Genomic DNA, 23,453 nt, shown 5'->3' on the forward strand with positions numbered 1-23,453 from the left:
TTGTGGTCTTTCTTTATACGCAGTTTAATTTGATTAAAGTTATGGTGTAGGAATATCCAATGGATTTTGATTAATTTCAAAGCCAAGAAGACTAAGAGACGATAATACAACTTCACTAGCTGCGGTTTTATTTTAAAACAGACTTTCAACTGTGTAAAAGAAAGAGTGATCTTTCGTAAAAGTTATCTAAATAATATCCATTCCATAGTTCGCAAAATAATCTCTATTTTTTTTAATTGGATATACGTCGTCTCCATATTTTATATTTATCGATAATTTTCATTTTATAAAGTGGTCCTGTAGCGCCATCGTTGAAAAATTTTAATTCTCAACAATTACACTTCTTGCAAAATAAAACGATTTTGAGAAACTAAAATCGTAAAAATAGTGGTCAACAACAGGGATTTGTATATATAATGACTTTAACAATTTGATAACATTTTTTATGCAAACGTTTGCATTAAAAATATATTTTACTATATTTGAGTATACAAACACTCTAATCACTCGATTTTATGGAAAAAATTATTCACTCATATCCTCTGTCGCGATGCAAACGAGAATTAAAAAAACGTGCAGTCTTAGGCGTTTTATTCCTCGTGTGTTGCGCTTTTTCCAATGGGTATGCTCAAGATCTAACGGTTTCGGGAAAAATAACAGATGAATCTACTGGAAAACCCTTATTTGGGGTTAACGTCATTGTTAAAGGAACTGTCAATGGCGTATCTTCTGATCTTAATGGTGATTATACCATTAAGAATGTGACTCCGGAAAATATTTTAATGTTTTCATATATGGGGTTTACAGACCAAGAAATTAGAATAGGCAACACTACTGAAATTAATGTGGTCCTAACACCTTCCGTTGATCAGCTCGATGAATTGGTCATTGTTGGTTATGGTACGAAAAAGAAAAGAAACTTAACAGGTGCAATAGTTTCAGTGGGCAGTGAGGATATTGATAAATCAAATTTACAGGATCCTATATCCATTTTGCAAGGACGTGCTGCAGGTGTCCAGGTGACCTCTAACTCTGGTGCGCCAGGTGGAGGCATGAGCATCAAAGTAAGAGGGAATTCGTCTTTAAATTCGGGAAACTCGCCATTGTATGTCGTTGATGGTGTTGCAATAGAATCAACCTCCTTGTCCTCCTTAAACGGAAGTGAGAATTTTGGACTTAATCCTTTGGCCGATATTAATCCAGGAGATATCCAATCCATTGAAATCTTGAAAGATGCTGCATCAACAGCTATATACGGTTCGCGTGCAGCTAATGGCGTTGTTCTTATTACAACAAAAAGAGGTATTTCAGGGAAGGCTCAGGTTGATTTAAATTTATCATCAGGTGTCAGTGAGATTCCTAGAAGACTTAGCGTTTTGAACGCCAGTCAATATAGACAGGTTATCCTCGACTCCTATAGAAATATGGACAATCCTGTGACGCCAAATGGAATTATCTTAGATTCCTTAAATCCTAAAAACAATGGTGATGTTGATTGGCAAAAGGAATTATTGAGAATAGCACCACAATACAAAATAGATCTTTCGGTACGTGGTGGAACTGAAGATTTGAAATATGCTTGGAGTTCTTCGTTTTTGAATCAGGACGGGGTTATCTTAAATTCAAATTACAAAAGGGTCACAACAAGATTAAACGTCGATTTTAAGGTTTCGGATAAAATTACTTTCGGACAAAGTATTTCTTATACCAACGGTGTTAATAATAGAATTAACGCAGCTGGTACAGGTAATTTAAGTGTGATTCGTGAGTTGTTGGTGCGTCCACCAATTTTTGCAGCGTATTTACCTGATGGTTCCTATAATGGTTACCAATTTGGAAGAAGAAATCCTATAGGTCTTGCGGAATTGGCAACACACTTGAACAAGAGCAATCGAGTAATTGGCAATCAATATGTTGAATATAAAATCTTAGAAAGTCTTAAATTAAGGAGTAATTTGAATTTGGATTACATTTCTATTAAGGAAGACGAATTTATTCCTTCTACATTAGACTATCGTGAAGGTTATAATTCAGGTTCCGTACGGGCACTAAACAACTTAACATGGGGGAATGAAACCTTTTTAACTTTTAATAAACAACTTGGAGGATCTCACAATTTATCTGCGCTTGCAGGTTTTAGTTTTCAGGATTGGAAATACGAAAGAGTTGGTTTAGACGGGATGTTCTTTTCGAGTGATAATATTACCACTTTAAATGGGGCGGGAACCATTTCCAATCAAGAGGTGAATATTACCACTGAGCATTCATTGCTTTCTTATTTTGGCAGGGTTTCTTATGATTACAAAGGAAAATATTTATTTGAAGCCAATTTACGAGCGGATGGATCTTCCAGATTCGGTAAAGACAAACGCTTTGGATATTTTCCATCTGCAGCGATTGCATGGCGATTTTCAGATGAATCGTTTTTTGAAAACTTAAATGTTGTAAATGACGCAAAGTTACGATTAAGCGCAGGTCAAACGGGTAATGAGGCTATAGGCAATTACACATCACAAGGAGAATTTGCTGTAGGTGCAAATTATTTGGATTTTTCAGGTGCGGCTCCCTCAGTGATGCCAAACTCCGGCTTAACTTGGGAAACGACGACTCAGTATAATGCTGGTTTAGATATTTCTTTATGGAAAAACAGAGTCACCCTTACCGCAGATGCTTATTTAAAAGTAACAGAAGATCTTTTATATAACGTCCCTATACCAAGAACAACAGGGTTTTCTTTTGTTACCCAAAATATCGGTAGTATCGAGAATAAAGGTATTGAACTTGCTATTACATCACAAAATCTAGTGGGCGACTTAAAATGGGAGACGAATTTCAACATCAGTTCTAATAGTAATATGATTAAAGACCTTCCAGAAAACTTATTGACCAATGGCTTTATTCAAAATGGAAACTTTCACATTTTAAAAGAAGGCCTGCCAATAGGAACATTTTATGGCTACAAATTTAACGGTGTCTACTCTCGTGATGAAGACAATGTTAACCAAGTGACCAATGGGGCATTAGGACAACAATTTAAAGGTGGTGATCCTATTTGGGACGATGTGAATGGTGATAATATTATCGATGAAAATGATAGGCAGATTATTGGAGATGCCACTCCTGACTTTTTCGGAGGTTTAAACAATACCTTTTCTTACAAAGGTCTTAGTTTAGGTGTTTTCCTTCAATTCTCTTACGGTAATGATATTTACAGCGAAATTAATCACCAGAGAAATTCGGTGGTCAGATATAACAATCTTTCTACAGACGCCTTAGACAGATGGAGAGAACAAGGTGATGTTACAAACTTTCCTAAACCAGTTAGTGATGACCCATTACGTTCAGATAGTAGAGTCCAAAGTCGTTGGGTAGAAGATGGTTCTTACATCAAATTGAAAAATATAAATATTAGATATCGTTTTCCTGATGCCATGGTTGATAATTTGGGCATGAGAAAATTAGAAGTCTATGCATCAGCTCTCAATGTGTTGACATGGACACATTATACGGGGTTTGATCCCGATGTTAATTCATATAGCGGATTAAGAGAGGGAATAGATGAAGGTTCTTACCCACAGAGCCGCACTGTAATGCTTGGATTGAATATTGGATTTTAAATAGAAACAACATGAGACACTTAACAAATTATAAAATAATCATTACAGGAGTACTAGCCTTTATTGCGTTTTCCTGTTCAGATAGTATATTGGATAAAGATCCCGTGAGCAGTTTTTCTGGTCAAGGATTTTATAAAACCTCAAGTGATGCCCAAGCAGGGGTCTATGGTATCTATGACGCGCTACAATCGACGTTTCGTGTCAATTTTGCCTATTGGGGGGAGGGGAGAGCGGATGCTGTTGCTACTAATCATGCTGGTGATCCTTTGGCCTTAATACAAAATAACCTCACGCAATCTATAAGTTCAGCACGTTGGAACAATATTTACGAAACTGTGAGCCGGGCGAACTATGCTATTAAGTACATTCCCAGCGTTTATGAAAATGAAAACGAATTCAGTCTTCAACTCATAGCACAAGCTAGAGCCCTTAGAGCACTATCCTATTTTTATGCGGTAAGGGTTTGGGGAGACGTGCCTTTAATTACTGAGCCTTATGAAAGTGTAGACCAGGAATTTTTTATTGCGAAAACGGATAAAGAGAACGTGTTGGATCAAATAGTGGAAGATTTAATTTTTGCTTCCGAAAATTGTAAGGACAACTTCTCAGGCGATAAAACGAGAATATTATTCACCAAAGGTGGGGCCAATGCTTTGCTGACACATGTATATATGTGGAGAAAACAATATAATGAAGCTATTGAATCAGCCGAAAAAGTTCTGGATAATAGTCAATATTCGTTAGTATCCATGAATGATTGGTCTAAAATATTTACTTCTGGTTATTCTAATGAAAGTATTTTTGAAGTGGGTTATAATGAAACGCAAACCAATGCATTGAGAGTCCTTTATGCTTTAGGTTCCGACAGTGATTATTTCCCAAGTGAGTCATTTAAAGGAGCTTTCGAAGACGGAGATTTAAGAAAGAATTTGATTTATGATACAACAAACGCTACGCCAAAAAAGATTTGGAAATTTTTCGGTGAAGGTTTTAGTGATGAAAGTCCAGATCCCTCGGCCAATAATATTGTTCTTTTGCGTTTAGCAGACATCATTCTTTTAAAAGCAGAAGCGCATAATAAATTGGACAACAATAGCGAGGCGCTTAAATTATTAAATTTAATTAGAAAAAGAGCTGAAATTCCTGAATTGGACGAAACACAAGCCACTGCCTTATATGGCAGCGTAGAATCAGCTATTTTACATGAACGACTTATTGAGTTGTCTTTTGAAGGACATCGTTGGTTTGATTTGGTAAGAACCGGAAGAGCTATTTCTGTTATGGGTCCCATTAATGGTTTGAGTGATGAAGACAATTTTGTTTGGCCTATACATGAAGATGCTTTAAATAGAAATCCTAGCTTACAGCAAAATGACTTTTACAAATAAAATGTGTTTTAAGAAAATAAATCCAAAAAAAATGAAAAATTATAAATTAACCTCATACACGAAAATTGGAATTTTTTTTACAATCGCTATGAGTTTCTTCTTCGGTTGTGAAATCCAAGATGGATTTTCATATAAAGAATCCAATTCAAATAAACCTTTGGGTGTTACTGCATGGCAGTATATTCAAACACATGACTCATTAAATCTAATGCAGGAAGCTATAAAACTGACAAATACTCAGGATTTATATGATGTTAGTACAGGTAAAACATTTATAGCTCCTACCAATGAGGCTTTTAAGGAATACCTTCAAAATAACGCTTATCAAAGTTTGTCAGAAGTGCCAGTACCAATTTTGCGTAATGCCCTTAAATATCATGTTGTGAACGCTTACGTTTCTTTTGATGACCCCGACTTGATGGAAAGTAATAACCCCATAGCCTACACCAGTCAAAACGGGCAGACTTTATTTTTGTCGCATAGAAGTAATTTTACTGGTTTGGTCAATGAAGGTACAAGTAAACAATGGGAAATCGTTACCTCAAATCTCAAAGCTTTGAATGGTGTAATCCATGTGGTTTCGTCCATCGTTTATTTTTCTGCACTTTCTTCAGGTTCAGATGGACCCGATCCAACGGTTGTAAGAGATACTATTTTTCCAATAGCTGATACTTACGTTAATGGTGGTAGTAGATCTGCACAAAATTTTGGCGCAGATCCACTTCTGAAACTGAAAAATGTAACTGGTAATGGAGGATATGACAGGAAATCTTTTTTAATGTACGACTTGAATGATTTTACCAAAGAAGGTGTTATAGTAGATCTAAAACTTGAAATTGCGGTAAAATTTACTGCAGCAAAAGGAATTGACTTAGATGTTTATAATGTAAAGGATACCTTATGGACGGAGCTAGGCTTAACTTTTGATAATGCTACCCTTCCAACAACTCCACCAGTATCTAGCATCATTTCAAGAAAGATAAGCACTTTTGAATTTGATATGACGGATTATTATAAGAGCTTAGATTACAATGGACGTATTTCTCTTATGATAGATCAAGAAGCTGGTAGAGACGAAACCGATGAATTTCATTCAAAGGAAAACACTGGAGGATTCAATCCACCGATGCTGATTGCAAGATTTGCCTCAGGAGATACTGTGTTGAACATTGACAAAAACACGGGATTTTCTTTATCAAGTGGAGAGGCTTATGTGTTTAGTAATGATATTCTTCTGGTGTCGGGTTCACCAGCCGGTGATGTAAAATTTATAATAAAAGAAGCGCCACAATTTGGATGGTTGGTCAGCGGTGCCAGTATTTTAAAAGTTGGTGACTCCTTTACGCAAGAAGACGTTGATGTGATGAACTTGCTTTATATTAACAATGGTTCAGGATCCTCGGATAAAATTGTGGTTTCTGCTGAAGACAAAGCAGGTGCTAATTTAGACAACTTTGATATAGTAGTAACCATACAATAATTTGAGATAAATGTCATTTATAATAAAACCTATCATTAAAATTATATTTTGGATATCTATTGCCATATTGACGTCTTGTTCGACATCAGAAGGTGATAATAATGATCCTCCAACATTCACCACCAGAATTATCAAATTCTCTGGCTACGAATGGATTGTGAGAACTTCAGAGGATAAGAAACAAGGACCTGGTCCGAATTTGTTCTCAGATTCTGCTGATAATGTCTGGGTAGATGATAAAGGTAGGTTGCATTTAAAAATCGTTCAGCGCAACGGATATTGGTATTGTGCAGGAGTGACTCTGAAACATTCTCAAGGTCATAAAAAATATGTGTTTTATCTTGCAAGTAGGATTGATGAATTGGATGAAAATGTTGTTGGCGGTCTTTTTACTTATAAAAATGATAATGAAGAAATTGATATTGAATTTTCACGATGGTCCAACACTACCAATCAGAACTCTCAATTTGCAATACAACCAGCAGCTAAATTAGGGAACAAGTACCGTTATGATATGGATTTAAATTCCACTCTTTCCACTCATTTTTTTGATTGGAAAGTCAACGAAATTGAATTTGGAAGCTATGAAGGTCATACTTTAAATCCAGAGAATGATGCCATAATCAATTCTTGGACTTATACAGGGAGTGATATTCCGCCACTAAACGATGAACGTCTAAAAATAAATTTATGGTTATTTAGAGGTCAAAGTCCCACGAATTCACAGCCTGCAGAAATGATTATCGAGCGGGTTGAAATACTGTAAAGCATAAAGATAATTTAGAACTTGAAATTTGTGAAATAGTAAAATTTTATTATTTCCCAAATTTCCTATTGAAACAAATAAAGAAGCTTAAAAATATAAAAACTATAAATAATGCCAAATCTTAACCGAAATATCAATGTTTTTCCTGATAGAATAACAACTGGAACTGCCGCAGGAAAAGCTGTGGAAACTTGTATTGAAAATTTGCAAAAGACTCAAGATACTGTAAGGATAATCTTTGCTGCAGCGCCTTCACAAGATTCAATGCTCGATTATTTAACGAAGTCAACTCTTATAGATTGGAATAGAATAATAGCATTTAATATGGATGAATATATAGGTTTAAAACCTAATGCTCCAGAGTTGTTTTCATCATATCTTGAGAATGCATTGTTTTCGAAAGTGTCTATTAAACACAAAAACACAATCCGGGTTGATAATGGTCTTTCAACTGAAATTGAAAGGTATGCAAAGCTGTTAACGGATGAGCCCATAGATATTGTATGTTTAGGAATTGGGGAAAATGGTCATATCGCTTTTAATGATCCACCAGTAGCAGATTTCAATGATCCAAAAATCATTAAAGTGGTCGAGTTGGACGAGGAGTGTCGCTTGCAACAGGTAAATGATGGATGTTTCGATTCTATAAAGGAAGTGCCTGAGAAAGCAATCACATTGACTATCCCAACACTTTTAAAAGGAAAAAACTTGTTTTGTGTCGTGATTGGCATAAAAAAAAGCAATGCTGTTAAGAACGCACTATTGGAGCCTATAAGCACAGCTTGTCCAGCCTCTATACTGACCAAACACCCCAACTGTAACTTTTTTTTCGATAAAGATGCTTATAAAGAAGCTATGAGATTTGAAAACGTATAAGGTCCGTTGGCATCATCAATTTAATAATTATTAAAAAGTTTAATTGGCATCTTTAATGGCCATGTTTTGAACGAAACAATAAGATGGATTATAAATATATTTTTAAGTTTTTAATTTTTGCAAGTCTCGTTCTCATTGACACTGATGATGTTTCGGCGCAAAATCGAGTAAATACAGAGAACCATGATTTTAAAGTGAAAGGATTCCATTTGGATTTACGGATCCAAGTGATGACTCCTAATGCTCTTAAAGCATTTGCTACTGAGCTTGCAGGTTTTGGAATGAACACTCTTGTAATGGAATGGGAAGGAACCTATCCTTTTGAAAAGCACGCTACGATTTCCAATAAATACTCCTATTCTCGCGAAGAAGTGAAAGATTTTATTGATCACTGCGAAAAATTAGATATCAAAGTCATTCCGCTTCAACAAACCTTGGGTCATGTAGAATACATTTTGCGGAATCCCAGGTATAGTAATTTAAAAGAGGACAGGAAAGATATATCACAATTGTGTCCTATGGAGGTTTTGGAAAACAAGGCACTTTTTACTGATTTGTTTACGGATTTGGCGGCAATGCACAATTCCAATTATATCCATATTGGAGGTGACGAAACCTATTTATTAGGACATGATGAGAAATGTAAAGCGAAAGTTGAGAAAGAAGGAAAATCAAAATTATTTGTTGATCACATGAAAATGATTGCTGAGATCGTCATTGGTTTAGGAAAGAAACCTGTCATGTGGGCCGACATCATTCTAAAATATCCAGAAGCAGCAGCAGAATTGCCTGAAGAAACCATTTTTGTAGATTGGAACTACGGTTGGAAAGTTAATCATTTTGGAGATGTTTCTAAGCTTCAAGAATTGGGGTTTTCTTTTTGGGGAGCACCGTCAATAAGAAGTCACCCAGACAACTGGTATGTTACGGACTGGTCTACGCATTTCAAAAATCAAAAGGAATTTATTCCTTATGCCCGCGAAGCCAATTATGAAGGTATGGTCATGACCTCATGGTCTACCACTGGTTTGTACGGTTTTATGTGGGATGTAGGCTATGATGTCATTGATATGGTACAAATTAGAAATACTTATCCACTATCTGGCTTTCGTATTTTAGTTGCAAGTTACGCTGAGGCCTTGGCTTCCAAAGATCCTATAAATCCTAAAGCTTTTATTTTAGACTATGGTAAAAGACGGTTTGGATTAAAAAGCGATGAGGCTCATACCTTGTATGAATTTCTATATGCCCCACCCGAACTCATCTCAAATGGTGTACCTACTAAAAGTCCCAGTATACAATCTATGCTAAATGACTACGGCAAGATTAGAAGTCAATTAGTTTTGGTAAATCCAACAAAAAACAAAAAGGAATTTGACCATTTTAAATTGATGGCCGACTTAAGAAGGCATTACTTAGAATTTAAGGAGGTGGAATCAAAATATAATTCGGTTGATTTTACAACGTCACGAACACCTGAGTTACTTAGCAAATTAACTACAATATTGGAAGATGCTAAGGTATTGGGAGAAAGGTTCTCTGAACTTAACAAGGGTTTCCTTTACGATTCTGAATTGAACCAACAAAATGAATTGAGAGTACAGCAAATACGTGTTTTACACGATCGATTAGCAAAATTAAAATAAACTAATAAAAACAGTTTACCTGTTAATCCCTTCTTGTTGATTCTCGAACTATGAGCTCAGTTCTTATAGTGATGGTTTCTGAATTTACAAAATCATCCTTATCTTCAATTTGACGGATGAGCAGTTTGGCGGATGACTCTCCCATTTGGAAAGCACAGTCATTAATGGTCGTTAAATGAGGCTCAATAATCTTGGATATCGGATAATTACTAAATCCCGCAATCGCTACCTGCTGTGGGATTTTTATATCGGCCTTTCTAAAAACCTGGATAAGACTCACTGCGGTATAGTCATTAGCACAAAAAACACCATCAGGTAATTCTGGAAGTTCCAAAAACCTATTTGCGCAATTAACACCCTCGTCATAACCAAGGTTTTTTGTGTGTAAAATGAAATCCTCCTGTATAGGTAGATCGTGTTTCACGAGTGCTGCTTTAAAACCTTCCAAACGCAATTTGAATATATTTGTTTCTTGGCTACCTGCCACATGTCCTATCTTTTTACAGCCTGAAGCGATAAGGTGTTCGGTTGCTGTAAAGGCAGATTCAAAATCATTGATAATTATTTTATTGGCATCAAAATCAGTTGGCACACGATCATAAAAAACTAAGGGAACTCCCAATTTTTCAAATTTCTTAAAATGATCACACTTTTTGGTTTCAATACTCAAACAGGCAATGATACCGTCTACCATTCTGTTTTGGAGTATTTTGACTATCTCTTTTTCTCTTTTTAGGGAGTCTTTTGATTGAAAAATAGTCACATTATACCCGTTTTTATATGCAAAATCTTCAATACCACTAATAACGAGGGAATGAAAGTGAATATCAATCCTAGGAACAATAATGCCTAGGGATTTTGTTCTTTTTAGTTCTAAAACTGGAAGCGATGGAATTGGGAATAAATCCTAACTCTTCTGCCTTTTTCTGAACTATTTTTTTTAGTAGATACACTAATGGCAGGATGGTTATCTAATGCCCTTGAAATTGTAGAAGCAGATAGATTTAAGTCTTGTGCTAAATCCTTTAATGTAATTCTCCGATTTTTCATATGAAATAATACAAACGTTGGCACATAAACCTATGCTGTTTTTAATAAATGCATTCTTATAGTTTTGTCGTCAGTAGCTGTTAAAGTATACTTTTTTGAAGGGGAAAAAAAATAACATGGCGAAATTATAAAAAATATAGCAATATATGCCTATTCTTGTGAAATGTTGGATGCAAACGTTTGCATAGAAAATAAAAATAAATTAGATTTGTTAAGAGCATTATGAAATCCAGCAGGCGTATTGCTTATTATTTAATATCACATGATTTTCTAATTCCATTTTTTTTAATTATGAGTATGATGTATGTAAAAGAAATATGAATTCATTTTCTGTACTCTATTAGTCAGAAATCATCTGAAACTTTTAGAGAATCCATAATTTTAAAACCTATATTTCAATGCAATTGTTCGATTGGATAGTTTTATCACTTTATTTCATAATGCTTTTATCCATTGGTTTATGGGCATATTCACGTGTTAAAAACTCAGCAGACTTTTACACCGCTGGAGGTAAGTTGCCATGGTGGCTCTCAGGAATTTCCCATCATGTTTCTGGATATAGTGGTGCCGTTTTTGTTGCCTATGCCGGGATTGCTTACACTCATGGATTTACATTATATGTTTGGTGGGCGTTCACGGTATCTATTGCCACGTTATTGGCTGCATTTTACATTGCGCCAAGATGGGCACGGTTAAGAAAATTTGCAAACATTCAATCACCTACTGAATATCTACTTGTGAGATACAACCTACAAACGCAACAACTTATTGCATGGTCTGGATCTATCATCAAGGTATTTGATACGGGAGGAAAGCTTGCTGCAATAGCGGTTTTATTAAATGTGTTCAGTGGCACCTCTATTACTTTTGGAATTCTATTGGCTGGTATCGTGTCATTGGTATACATTACCATTGGAGGTTTGTGGGCTGATGTTTGGAATGATTTTGCGCAGTTTATTGTTCAACTGCTCGCTGGGATAACGATGTTCGTCATCATTATTATGAATATGGATGATGGGGTTGAAGGCATATTTACAATGTGGGACAAACTCCCTGAGGGCAATTCTAGTTTTTTTAACGATCCCTATACCATCGCTTTTGCGTTCACTATGTTAGTTATCAATTTCTTTAGCTATAGTGGTGGCACATGGAATTTAGCCACACGGTTTATTTCGTCGTCTTCTCCAAAAGTAGCTAAAAAAGCAGGTATTTTATCATCAATCCTATATCTAATTTGGCCTTTGATACTACTTTTTCCTATGTTCGCTGCGCCTCTTTTTTTTGATAGTCTCTCCGATCCCACACTTTCTTATGGTATGATGGCTAGAAAATTTTTACCCGCCGGTCTGCTTGGTCTCGTTCTGGCGTCCATGTTTGCGAATACCCTTTCCATGACCGCATCGGATTCTAATACCATTTCGTCAGTTATTTGTCGAGATATTTTGCCTAAACTATTCCCCAAGTTCCGTAATTTAACACAAAAGGAGGGACTTAAACTTGCGAGAATAACAACATTTTGCTTTACACTTGTCACTATTATTGTCGGCTTAAATGCCAGCAAGTTTGGAGGAATCTTTGGTTTAATTGTGACTTGGTTTGCTGCTTTGCTTGGGCCTATTTCAATTCCTATGATTCTTGGACTTCTTCCTATATTCAAAAAGAGCGGAAGCATAGCGGCGATAGGCTCTATTATTGGAGGTCTAGTGGTTTTTATGATCTTAAAAATGGTTGAACAAAAATCACTCGCTTTTGAAATGGGTGCTCCAATTATGGCGTCCTTGATTCTTTTTATCGTCATTGGATTGTTCAACAAGAAACCGGTGCCTGAAAAAGTAACCGAATTACATTTAAACTTATCGAAAAAATTTAATGATTAAACCATGGTACTTGAAGCTTTAGATTACAGAACAGATCAACCTATTCGTCTTGAAATTGCTGAAGGTAGCATAATTCAAATATCAGAATGTCCAAAGCTACTACCCACAAACTCCTATATTGCACCTGGCTTAGTCGATCTGCAAATTAATGGTTTTAAAGGCATTGATTTTAATACCAAAGGATTGAGCGTTTCTGATGTGGAGGCATTAACCCATATCCTTTTTGAAAAGGGAATTACCAGTTATTTTCCAACTATTATTACAAATAGTGACACCGCTACTGAATCTTTGATAAAATTGATAGCGTCAGCATGCGAAAGCAATACGGAAATAAATACCGCCATCGGTGGCATACATCTTGAGGGCCCTTTTTTATCTCCCGAGGACGGCCCTAGAGGCGCCCATCCTAGAGAATTTATAAAAGCACCAGATTGGGACTTATTCTCAAAATGGCAAAGAGTAGCAGGTGGCAGGTTACGAATTATCACGTTATCACCAGAATGGCCAGAATCCATTGATTTTATAAAACGTTGTACAGATTCTGGGGTTATTGTTTCTATTGGTCATACAGCGGCAAATCCTGAACAAATAAATCAAGCTATTGCTGCCGGCGCTAGTATGTCCACGCATTTAGGGAATGCCTCGCATGCCATGCTCCCGCGCCATTCAAACTATGTATGGGAACAATTAGCCTCCGATAATCTTTGGTCAACGCTTATTGCCGATGGTTTTCATTTGCCAGATGCGTTATTAAAGATCTTCTTGAGAACCAAACCAAACAAAAGTCTCTTGGTTAGTGATGCCACATCGTATGCAGAGCTGCCTACTGGGTCTTATTCAGGGCACATTGGTGGCAATGTTGAATTGGATGCCACAGGCAGATTGTTTATGAAAGAACGCCCTAGTATGCTTGCTGGGTCAGCTCAGTCGTTACTTTGGTGCGTTAACCAATTGATTAGAAAGAATATTTTACCATTACCTGAAGCTTGGAATATGGCTTCCATAAAACCAACGGAAGCAATTTTCGGTAAAGTGACCAATGATCTGAAAGTTGGCCAGCCAGCAGATCTTGTGGTTTTTGAAAGAGAAAACGATAATTTGAAAATCATTAAAACTATAAAGAATGGCAAAATAGTTTTTTCCATTCCAGATGAAAAATAAAAGTTAAAAAAATATAATAAATTTAAAAATATGAATAGTATTTAAAAACTAAAATTTACGATTGTATTACTGATTTTTTTTGTTACTGCATTACATGCACAAATTAGAATTATACCTCAACCCATGGAGGTAACTTTGGGAAACGAATCCTTTACGTTAACCCCTAAAACTGCCATAATATCTCATAAGAGCACTGCAAATTCTGCACAATTTCTGTCGTCTATTCTTGAAAAGGGGTTTCATACAAAACCCAAACTCAAACAAAAAGGGCAAGGAATCGAATTAATATTAAATCCAGATTTGGAGACAGAATTGGGTAAAGAAGGTTATCGATTAAAATCAGTCGCTACAAACATCCTGATTGAAGCCGCTACAGATACGGGTTTGTTTTATGGGATTCAATCATTCAGACAATTGTTGCCGAGTGATTTTGAAACCAAAGCATATTCAAATAAAACCGTAGAGATTCGCGGTGTAGAACTAAAAGACAAACCTCGTTTTCCTTGGAGAGCTTTTATGCTTGACGAATCACGCCATTTTAAAGGTGTTGATGCCGTTAAAGATCTATTGGATCAAATGGCGCTAATCAAAATGAATGTCTTTCATTGGCACCTCACTGATGATCAAGGTTGGCGAATAGAAATAAAAAAATATCCCAAACTCACTGAAGTTGGAAGTCATAGATCTGATACCCAATCCAGTAGAAATAGCCCAGAGCGTATTGGTGCGCCACACGAAGGCTTTTATACACAAGCGCAAATTAAGGAGATTATCCAATATGCTCAAGAAAGACATATTCAAATTATACCTGAAATTGAAATGCCAGGTCATGCAACAGCTGCAATTGCATCATATCCATGGCTTGGAGTTTTAGGGACAACAAAAGAGGTTTCTGTGACATTTGGTAAACTGGACGACTCTTTCAATATTGCAGATGATAAAGTATATGAATTCCTCAAAGATGTACTCACCGAAGTATTTGAACTCTTTCCAAGTAAAATTGTTCATATAGGCGGAGATGAAGTAAGGTTTGAAACTTGGGAGAACTCTAAAGAAATACAAAACAAAATCAAAAAGGAGGGACTGAAATCTCCCGCCGACCTCCAAATATTCTTTACCAATCAAATATCCAATTTTATGGAATCTCATGGACATCGTATGATGGGCTGGAATGAAATACTTGGTGATCAAGTTCATGAATGGGACGAAGGTTCCAATATGAACGTTACTGAGAAATTATCTGAAACAGCTATTATTCATTTTTGGAAAGGAAGTCTCGATCTCATCAATAAAGCCGTTACAAATGGACATGATGTCGTAAATTCTTTACACTCTATGACCTATTTGGATTATGATTACAAGTCTATCCCCTTATCTAAATCGTACTCTTTTGATCCTATACCAGAAGGTTTGGAGGACGAATATCATGATAAAATATTAGGACTTGGCTGTCAAATGTGGAGTGAATGGATTCCAGAGGTAAAACAAATGGAAAATCAAGTTTATCCTAGAATAGCAGCTTATGCTGAGGTAGGCTGGACAATGAAAGCCAATAAGAATTACGAAAATTTTATTCAAGCTCTTATAAAACTCGAAAAGAGATGGGAGCTTTCTGGAATAAGTTATCATGAGGGATTTGATTAGTTTTACCCGCAATTATCAATGAAAATAAATGGATAAGCCGTGGGGTGCAATTATTTGAATTAAAAAAGCAAAATGACTTAGTTATTGGACAAGATTCTGATATTTTGGGATGTGGTTTAGAAGCTTTTGAATCTTCACCAATAAACTTGGTAGCAAAGAATGTCTTGAAACCGCAAAGCCTCATATAGAATTTGTAGAAAATGCAAGAGATGAGGTGAATATTTTACAAAATCTGAAGAAATCTGGAGATATTAAGGTGCGCGTCACCCATAACGACACTAAAATATCCAATGTATTGTTCCACAAGCACGATATAGGGCTTTGTTTAATAGATACAGATACCGTTATGTCAGGAATTGTGCATTATGATTTTGGAGATGCCATTCGTACGATTTGCAATACAGCGGCTGAGGACGATACCAATTTAGATCTTGTAGAGTTCAATGTTGACTATTTCAATGCCTTTACCAAAGGTTTTTTAAAGAAAATGGAAACGTCATTGAGCCCGGTAGAACTTAAGTATTTGCCTTTGGGAGCTAAAACGATGATTTTTATCATCGGTTTACGATTTTTAACTGATTTTCTAAACGGGGATGTCTAATACAAAACAAAATATCCCGAACATAATTTAGATAGGGCCAAGAACCAATTTAAACTGTTGCAGAGTATGAGTGAAAAATTGGGAGTTTAGTCTCGGATATTTCAAATCTCTAATTACAGTCATTAAGAATTAAAAGATGCGCTTACATAACCAATAGCCGATAATCAATATTACTAACCGAAAACCTATCCTTATGAGTAATACATCCAAAAACAATCTTGTCCCAATTGCCATAATTGGAGGACTCTTTGCTATTTTCGGTTTTGTCACATGGATCAATGGAGCATTGATTCCCTTCATGAAAACCATAAATGAACTGACGCAAGCCCAATCTTATTTTGTAGCTACAGCTTCATACATATCTTTTGTCGTTATGGCATTGCCTGCGTCATACATCATAAATAAAATAGGATATAAAAACGGAATATCACTAGGTTTGGGTATTATGGCTGTTGGTGCGTTGGTATTTATTCCTGCAGCTGATGCCCGTACTTACTGGCTATTTCTAGTGGCCATTTTTATTCAAGGAATTGGAATGACCATTTGTCAAACCGCGGCCAACCCTTACATTACCATATTAGGGCCCATCGAAAGTGGTGCCAAACGAATGGCGATGATGGGCATTGCAAACAAGGTAGCTGGAGCCTTGGGCTCTATAATTTTTGGTGCCATTTTATTATCAGGGATCGATGAAGTCAATGAAAAATTAGGAAGCGTTTCTATTGAAGAGAAAACGGTGCTTTTAGATACGATGGCTGACAGCGTGCATGCCCCTTATATTGTCATGGCTATAACCTTATTTATATTTGCTTTTTTTATTAGAAAAGCACCTTTGCCTCATGTTGAAGCAACACATGATGAGCAAATAGCAGGAGGGGTAATGACCAAGAAAACCATATTTCAATTTCCACATTTATGGTTGGGGGTCCTAGCATTGTTTGTCTATGTTGGCGCCGAGGTTATTGCTGGAGATACAATTATTGCTTATGGCATATCCTTAGGGATTCCTGCTACTGAAGCTAAATTCTTTACAACCTATACGCTAATGGCTATGGTAGGAACCTACGCTTTGGGCGTGTTTTTAATTCCCAAATACATCAAGCAAAAAACAGCACTTGTTGTTAGTGCGATATTAGGGATTATTTTCACTGGTCTAATTTTATCAACCTCAGGGTTTACATCGGTATTATTTGTTGCAGCATTAGGTATTGCAAACGCATTGGTTTGGCCAGCTATTTGGCCATTAACCTTAGATGGTTTAGGGAAGCATACTAAAACGGCCTCTGCATTATTGATTATGGCCATCTCTGGTGGTGCCATCATTCCGCCACTATATGGACGTATCGTAGATGCCAACAAACATGAACTTATAACCAGTGGCATTAACGATGCTGATGCTTTGGCTACGGCCTCAACGAGTAGTTATTGGATCTTGATTCCGTGTTATCTTCTCATTTTGTTTTTTGCGCTCTGGGGACATAAAATCAAAAGTTGGAAGAAATAACCACAAAATAAATACAATTAGGAACTAAACTCTTAGAAGTTTTTTAAATGAAGATGAATAAAACATATCAATGGGGAATGATTGGTTGTGGCAGTGTGACTGAAATAAAAAGTGCGCCTGCTTATCAAAAGACAGAAGGGTTTGAGCTTTTTGCTGTGATGGGAAGAGATATCAATAAAGCAGAAGCCTACGCCAAGAGACACAAGGTACCTCATTTTTATGATGATGCCGACGCTCTTATCAATCATCCAGAAATTGATGCCATATATATTGCCACCCCGCCAGATTCACGCGAATATTACGCGCTAAAAGTCGAGGCAGCTGGTAAAATATGTTGTATTGAAAAGCCTATGGCACCATGTTATGAGGCATGTTTAAGAATCATTGCGGCGTTTAAAGATAGAGATTTGCCATTGTTTGTGGCGTATTATAGAAGATCGCTGCCTAGGTTTTTACAGATCAAAAAATGGATCGATCATCATAAAATAGGAACGATCAGACACATCCATTGGAATTTCAAGAAACCCGCCAACGCTTTTGACCTATCAAAAACATACAATTGGCGTACAGATGCCATTATTGCTCCAGGTGGCTATTTTGATGATTTAGCCTCCCATGGATTGGATTTATTTGTGTTCCTATTAGGACGCATAAAAAGTGCAGAAGGTATAGCAGAAAATAAATTGGGTCTTTACACCGCTAAAGATACAGTAACGGGACATTGGAACCATGATTCGGGAATTACAGGATATGGCACTTGGGATTTTGGTGCTGACAAACGTCAGGACGTTGTCAAGATATACGGCAATTATACGGCAATGAAGGAAATATCACGTTTTCGGTATTTGGAGAGGATCCCGTTGTCTTAGAGCGTGACGATGAAACTGAGTGTCTTACCATCGCACATCCTGAACACGTTCAATGGTTTCATGTCCAGGATATTAAAGCAGACTTAGTTGAAGCGTCATCCCACCCTTCAACAGGAGAAACTGCGGCCCACACTGCATGGGTTATGGAGTGTATTTTAAAAAACAAAACTAAAGTCATAAATAATTAAATACATAGGCATGTTGAAAAGCACAATCGATAAAGCCACTGGGTTTGAAAAAAGGTTTGAAAACATCAACACTCTGATGTTTGAAGATTCTCAAGCAGCTTCGAGAGCTACCGCAAAAGAAATAGCAAAACTTATAAAGGTGAAACAGTCCCAAAGACAGCCCTGTGTGTTAGGTTTGGCAACAGGATCTTCGCCAAAAGGGCTGTATGCTGAGTTGGTGCGTTTGCACAAAGAGGAAGGGTTGAGCTTTAAAAATGTTGTGACCTTTAACTTGGATGAATATTATCCAATGGAGCCAGATTCTGTTAATAGCTACGTCCGTTTTATGAAAAAGTTGCTATTTGATAAAGTAGACATTCTTCCGGAAAACTGCCATATTCCAGATGGTGCATTGTCTAAAGAGGATATTGCTGATTACTGTAACCGTTACGAATCTAAAATTGAAACTGTTGGAGGCATTGATTTGCAAATTCTGGGTATTGGTGCCAATGGTCATATTGGTTTTAACGAATCAGGATCCCTACAAAACTCTAAAACCCGTTTGGTAGCTTTAGATCATATTACAAGAGTGGCGGCCAGTAAGGATTTTGCGGGGTTATCCAATACCCCAAGAACGGCTATTACCTTGGGTGTAAAAAAGATAATGGAAGCCAAACGTGTTATCCTTATGGCTTGGGGTGAGGGTAAATCTAATATCATTCATTTGTCAGTAGAAGGGCAGGTTACCAATCAGGTGCCGGCATCATTCTTACAAGAACATAATAACGCCACCTTTGTACTGGATAGAGAAGCGGCGTCTAAGCTGTCTCGGATTAACACGCCATGGTTGGTTGAAAAGGTAACATGGACAGATAAGCTCATCAGAAAAGCGGTCACAGGTTTGGCCCTGCATCTCAAAAAACCAATTTTGATGCTTACCGATGCAGATTATATTGAGAATGGAATGAGTGATTTATTGGCCGATTTTGGACATGCTTACGATATCAATATTAAAATTTTTAACGATTTACAGCATACCATTACCGGATGGCCAGGAGGAAAGCCAAATGCTGAAGATACCAAAAGGCCAGAACGTGCTGAGCCTGCCAAAAAACGTGTCTTGATCTTTAGTCCGCATCCAGATGATGATATAATCAGTATGGGTGGCACTTTTAGAAGACTTCACGAGCAGGGCCATGAAGTACATGTGGCTTACCAAACCTCAGGAAACATTGCCGTAGCAGATGAAGAAGCCTTACGATTTGCAAGCTTTGTTTGTGACTACAATGATAAATTTGGCATACAGAATGAGGCTACCGAAAAGATCCACAAGAAAGTAGTGAAGTCTCTCAGTGATAAAAAACCAAGTGAGACTGATATTCCTGAAGCGCGTTATATTAAAGGACTGATAAGGAAAGGGGAAGCAAGGGCGACCAGTCATTTCGTGGGCTTGCCAGATAAACAGATCCACTTTATGGAACTCCCGTTTTATGAAACCGGAACTATTGATAAAAATCCATTAGGGGAAGAAGATATCCAATTAACATTAGATTTAATTGAAAGCATCAAGCCTCATCAAATTTATGCTGCAGGAGATTTGGCTGATCCTCACGGCACACACAAAGTATGTTTGGATGCTGTTTTTGAAGGCGTCAGAAGATTAAAATTAAAACCATTTATGCAAGACTGCTGGATTTGGCTTTACAGAGGCGCTTGGCAAGAGTGGGGTGTTGACGAAATAGAAATGGCAGTGCCAATGAGCCCAGATCAGGTATTGGAAAAACGTCATGGTATATTTAAGCACCAATCCCAAAAAGACGGCGTGGTCTTTCAAGGCTCAGACTCGAGAGAGTTTTGGCAACGTGCAGAGGACAGGAATAAAGAAACTGCAGAACTCTATGACCAATTGGGCCTATCACATTATGCCGCAATGGAGGCTTTTGTGAGATGGCATTTTTAATTTAAAGAAAGGAATTATGATGGAAGTAACGATGAAAACCTTGTCGCAAATGAGCGGCTATTCCGTGTCTACTGTATCTAAGGCATTGCGTGACAAAAAAGATATTAGTATCAAAACGAGACAGATTATAAAGGAATTGGCAGAGAGTTACGACTTTGTTCCTAACAATTCGGCCATTGCCCTACGATCTCAAAAAAGCAATACCATTGCAGTCATTGTACCACAAATTGATTCGATGATCTACGGAAGCATGCTGAACAGGATCCAAATGGAAGCTTTTGAGCATGGATACCGTGTTGTGGTGCAGCAGTATTTGAATTTTGAAAATGGCGAATATGAATGCTTGAAAAGTTTAAGGAATGGGGGTATTAAAGGAGTCATTATCATTGGAACCTCAATTGCATTGGAGGCTCTCAAGCAGAGCACCAAGGATCATTTCTTTCCCACCATTGTAAAAACGGTTGAAGACTTAACATTGCGAGCCCAAGATTATAAACATTTCGGAAAAAAAATAATCAATTCATTGTTTTCGAAAATTAATAGGAGTGATAGTTTGCGCATCAATATTGTTTGAAAGTTCCGCCTGGCAATGTTGTAGTCTCTATGATTGCGGGCAATAGTGATAGGTTTTATCAGTAAAAGAAGAGATTGAATATGAGTAATGAAATAGATATAAATGAGAGAGAACATCACCATTGGTTGTTGGAGATAAGCTTTTCCTGTTCAAAAAGTTACTATCAATTCATAAACTGGTTACGGACAGAATTTTACTTTTTTCAACAAGATAACGGAATCTTCCTGACGATCCATTTTCCTAATGGACGTCTAAAAATCGAGAGACAAGTTCATTGCGAAAATAAATTTGTTTCAAAAATAACCGTTGAAAGTAAATGCAAGAACATCGGTTTGACAATCAGAAAAAATCTTTCAGAATTCCTTCATCATGTAAAAAAATATAATACAATCAAACAAAGATAGAGTTCATTTGTAAATCCCGAAAACACTATAAAAATGATGTTTACGGTAGTTTTTTGGTAGTTTTTATTATTCTAAGGACATGTAATAAACCATCAGCTTCCAAATTATAAAGTATTAAACTAAAAACCATATCTTAATCCATTATTGGGTCTATGCTTCAATGGAAAATTCTTGGGAATTTTCCAGCGGAGTTTTGTACTTTTAATGGTTCGTGTGTGAGACACGCAACGGCTCATACACATCAACGTTAGCAAACATATGACCAGTGAATTTGGCGGAGAAATATTTGAAAACTCAAAAATAAAAATCTACCAAGAAATAGAACTGATTTAAAACTGTTGCCAACAATTTATATAAGCAATAGCGGTTTGAGTGCTACAGGATCGACTATTTCACGAATTTAAGGTATATCGTAAATCTAAATTTACGCGTGTAAAATTTTCTACTGCTTGTACAAGTAGCTATATTTGAGGATAAAACGGCTTTAATCTTATACATTTTTCCAAAAAAAGTACAACAAATACATTTTAAATAGTTGCCAACTTTGCATTGTAAATCAATACATAAATTATGGCAACAACTACGACGCTTTTCGCGAAGGAGGATATTAAAGTAAGAGTAAACGCATACAAGGAGTTTGAAGTAGGAGGAAAAAAAACAGATTTTATTCACGTTTTTGGTTATATCCTAGAAGGAAGGACAGCAGAACAAAAAGCAAAATTATCCAAGAATGTGGTAGAAGTATTGACCGCCATGTTTCCAGCCGTAAAATTTATAGCGATGAGTGTTGATGAGTTTGCGCTAGCCGGATATTGTAACAGGCAATAAACAAATTTGAATAACTCATTTATCTAAACTAATAATATAAAAGTGATGAAGGCAATTGTGTGCATGCAATACGGACCACCCGAAGTGCTCCAACTTCAGGAAGTAGAAAAGCCAGTCCCTAAAGACAATGAGGTTCTAATAAAAGTTTTTGCTACCGCAGTAAATTCAGGTGATTGCCGTTTGCGCAGAGCGGATCCATGGGCAGTAAGATTATTCTTTGGTTTTACAAAACCAAGATACGCTATTTTAGGTGGCGTTTTTTCTGGTGAAATTGAAGCGATAGGAAAGAATGTATCCAGTTATAAAGTAGCAGACCAGGTATTTGGTTCAACGGGGATGAGTTTTGGCGCTTATGCAGCATACAAGTGCCTTCCGGAGGATGGGGCCTTATCACTTAAGCCAAAAAATATAAGTCACGAACAAGCGGCAACAATTCCATTCGGAGGAACTACTGCGTTGCATTTTCTTAAAAAAGCAAATATAAAGCCCGAACAAAAGGTGCTTATTTACGGAGCGTCAGGTGCAGTTGGTTCAGCAGCCGTTCAACTAGCAAAACATTTTGGAGCAGATGTAACAGCAGTTTGCAGCACTTCTAATATAGAGCTTATAAAATCTCTTGGAGCAGACAAAGTGATTGATTATAAAAAGGAAGATTTCACCTCGAATGGAGAAACTTATGATGTAATTTTCGAAACAGTAAACAAGTTATCATTTGCAAATAGCATCAAATCTCTAAAAAGAGAAGGAATACTGATTTTAGGAGCTACTGGACTATTTGGAATGTTGAAAGGGTTATGGTCTAAAATAGCAAGCAACAGAAAAGTAATATCGGGTTTGATTAGTGAAAAGGCAGAGGATATAGTTTTCCTCAAAGAACTCATTGAAAAAGGATATTATAAAGCTGTCGTTGATAGAAGCTATCCTTTTGAACAAATGGTTGAAGCGCACAGATATGTTGAAAAAGGACATAAGAAAGGTAATGTAGCAATATCGTTGATTTAGTGAATAAATACAAAACAGAAGACTAAAATGGAAATCATT

18 protein-coding genes are annotated in these 23,453 nt (G+C 36.7%); 16 read left to right on the forward strand and 2 right to left on the reverse strand.

What is annotated here, in order from left to right; translation table 11 throughout:
- Positions 1 to 515 precede the first annotated feature (515 nt).
- From A9996_RS06975 to A9996_RS07000, 6 genes are all read left to right on the forward strand, one after another.
- Positions 516 to 3,617 carry a SusC/RagA family TonB-linked outer membrane protein gene (locus A9996_RS06975; protein WP_066432621.1) on the forward strand — a complete coding sequence of 1,034 codons (3,102 nt, stop codon included), beginning with the start codon at positions 516 to 518 and terminating at the stop codon, positions 3,615 to 3,617.
- Positions 3,618 to 3,628: 11 nt separating this feature from the next.
- Entirely contained in the window at positions 3,629 to 5,005 is a 1,377-nt protein-coding gene (locus A9996_RS06980; RefSeq protein ID WP_066432623.1) for a RagB/SusD family nutrient uptake outer membrane protein, read from the forward strand.
- A complete protein-coding gene (locus tag A9996_RS06985; RefSeq protein ID WP_211272635.1) occupies positions 4,989 to 6,485 on the forward strand; it encodes a CBM96 family carbohydrate-binding protein in 1,497 nt (498 codons plus the stop codon). The genes A9996_RS06980 and A9996_RS06985 overlap by 17 nt, the downstream gene beginning before the upstream one ends.
- A gap of 10 nt (positions 6,486 to 6,495) precedes the next feature.
- Complete coding sequence (locus A9996_RS06990) at positions 6,496 to 7,251, forward strand: glycoside hydrolase family 16 protein (protein WP_066432625.1); 756 nt, start codon at positions 6,496 to 6,498, stop codon at positions 7,249 to 7,251.
- A 111-nt stretch (positions 7,252 to 7,362) separates the two neighbouring features.
- Positions 7,363 to 8,127 (forward strand): 6-phosphogluconolactonase, encoded by a 765-nt coding sequence (locus A9996_RS06995; protein ID WP_066432626.1) that lies wholly within the window; start codon positions 7,363 to 7,365, stop codon positions 8,125 to 8,127.
- An 83-nt stretch (positions 8,128 to 8,210) separates the two neighbouring features.
- On the forward strand, positions 8,211 to 9,773 hold the full coding sequence (locus A9996_RS07000) for a family 20 glycosylhydrolase (protein ID WP_083993878.1): 1,563 nt from the start codon (positions 8,211 to 8,213) through the stop codon (positions 9,771 to 9,773).
- A 22-nt stretch (positions 9,774 to 9,795) separates the two neighbouring features.
- Here the strand turns inward: A9996_RS07000 and A9996_RS07005 are convergent, their stop codons facing one another.
- Both A9996_RS07005 and A9996_RS21035 read right to left on the reverse strand, forming a co-directional pair.
- Entirely contained in the window at positions 9,796 to 10,668 is an 873-nt protein-coding gene (locus A9996_RS07005; protein WP_211272639.1) for a LacI family DNA-binding transcriptional regulator, read from the reverse strand.
- A complete protein-coding gene (locus tag A9996_RS21035; RefSeq protein ID WP_211272636.1) occupies positions 10,647 to 10,823 on the reverse strand; it encodes a winged helix-turn-helix transcriptional regulator in 177 nt (58 codons plus the stop codon). The genes A9996_RS07005 and A9996_RS21035 overlap by 22 nt, the downstream gene beginning before the upstream one ends.
- Positions 10,824 to 11,221: 398 nt before the next feature.
- Here A9996_RS21035 and A9996_RS07010 point away from each other — a divergent pair, with 398 nt between their 5' ends.
- From A9996_RS07010 to A9996_RS07060, 10 genes are all read left to right on the forward strand, one after another.
- Complete coding sequence (locus A9996_RS07010) at positions 11,222 to 12,700, forward strand: sodium:solute symporter family protein (RefSeq protein WP_066432628.1); 1,479 nt, start codon at positions 11,222 to 11,224, stop codon at positions 12,698 to 12,700.
- Between the two features lie 3 nt (positions 12,701 to 12,703).
- Complete coding sequence (locus A9996_RS07015; protein WP_066432629.1) at positions 12,704 to 13,861, forward strand: N-acetylglucosamine-6-phosphate deacetylase; 1,158 nt, start codon at positions 12,704 to 12,706, stop codon at positions 13,859 to 13,861.
- 111 nt (positions 13,862 to 13,972) lie between these two features.
- Positions 13,973 to 15,505: a beta-N-acetylhexosaminidase gene (locus A9996_RS07020; protein WP_282955923.1), complete on the forward strand. Its 1,533-nt coding sequence runs from the start codon at positions 13,973 to 13,975 to the stop codon at positions 15,503 to 15,505.
- Positions 15,506 to 15,719: 214 nt separating this feature from the next.
- The gene (locus tag A9996_RS07025) at positions 15,720 to 16,106 is read left to right on the forward strand and encodes a phosphotransferase (RefSeq protein ID WP_066432634.1); all 387 of its coding nucleotides are present in this window, start codon (positions 15,720 to 15,722) and stop codon (positions 16,104 to 16,106) included.
- A 193-nt stretch (positions 16,107 to 16,299) separates the two neighbouring features.
- A complete protein-coding gene (locus tag A9996_RS07030; protein ID WP_066432638.1) occupies positions 16,300 to 17,610 on the forward strand; it encodes a sugar MFS transporter in 1,311 nt (436 codons plus the stop codon).
- 53 nt (positions 17,611 to 17,663) lie between these two features.
- Positions 17,664 to 18,479 (forward strand): Gfo/Idh/MocA family protein, encoded by an 816-nt coding sequence (locus A9996_RS07035; RefSeq protein ID WP_317047089.1) that lies wholly within the window; start codon positions 17,664 to 17,666, stop codon positions 18,477 to 18,479.
- A 198-nt stretch (positions 18,480 to 18,677) separates the two neighbouring features.
- Positions 18,678 to 20,606 carry a glucosamine-6-phosphate deaminase gene (nagB, locus tag A9996_RS07040; protein ID WP_066432639.1) on the forward strand — a complete coding sequence of 643 codons (1,929 nt, stop codon included), beginning with the start codon at positions 18,678 to 18,680 and terminating at the stop codon, positions 20,604 to 20,606.
- 16 nt (positions 20,607 to 20,622) lie between these two features.
- Positions 20,623 to 21,180: a LacI family DNA-binding transcriptional regulator gene (locus tag A9996_RS07045; RefSeq protein ID WP_066432640.1), complete on the forward strand. Its 558-nt coding sequence runs from the start codon at positions 20,623 to 20,625 to the stop codon at positions 21,178 to 21,180.
- A 974-nt stretch (positions 21,181 to 22,154) separates the two neighbouring features.
- Positions 22,155 to 22,412, forward strand: coding sequence for a 5-carboxymethyl-2-hydroxymuconate Delta-isomerase (locus A9996_RS07055; RefSeq protein ID WP_066432643.1), 258 nt, complete (start codon positions 22,155 to 22,157; stop codon positions 22,410 to 22,412).
- A 63-nt stretch (positions 22,413 to 22,475) separates the two neighbouring features.
- The gene (locus tag A9996_RS07060; RefSeq protein WP_245905238.1) at positions 22,476 to 23,414 is read left to right on the forward strand and encodes an NAD(P)-dependent alcohol dehydrogenase; all 939 of its coding nucleotides are present in this window, start codon (positions 22,476 to 22,478) and stop codon (positions 23,412 to 23,414) included.
- Positions 23,415 to 23,453: the final 39 nt, after the last annotated feature.

It is taken from the genome of Gelidibacter algens (genome assembly GCF_001678675.1).
GTDB lineage: Bacteria > Bacteroidota > Bacteroidia > Flavobacteriales > Flavobacteriaceae > Gelidibacter > Gelidibacter algens.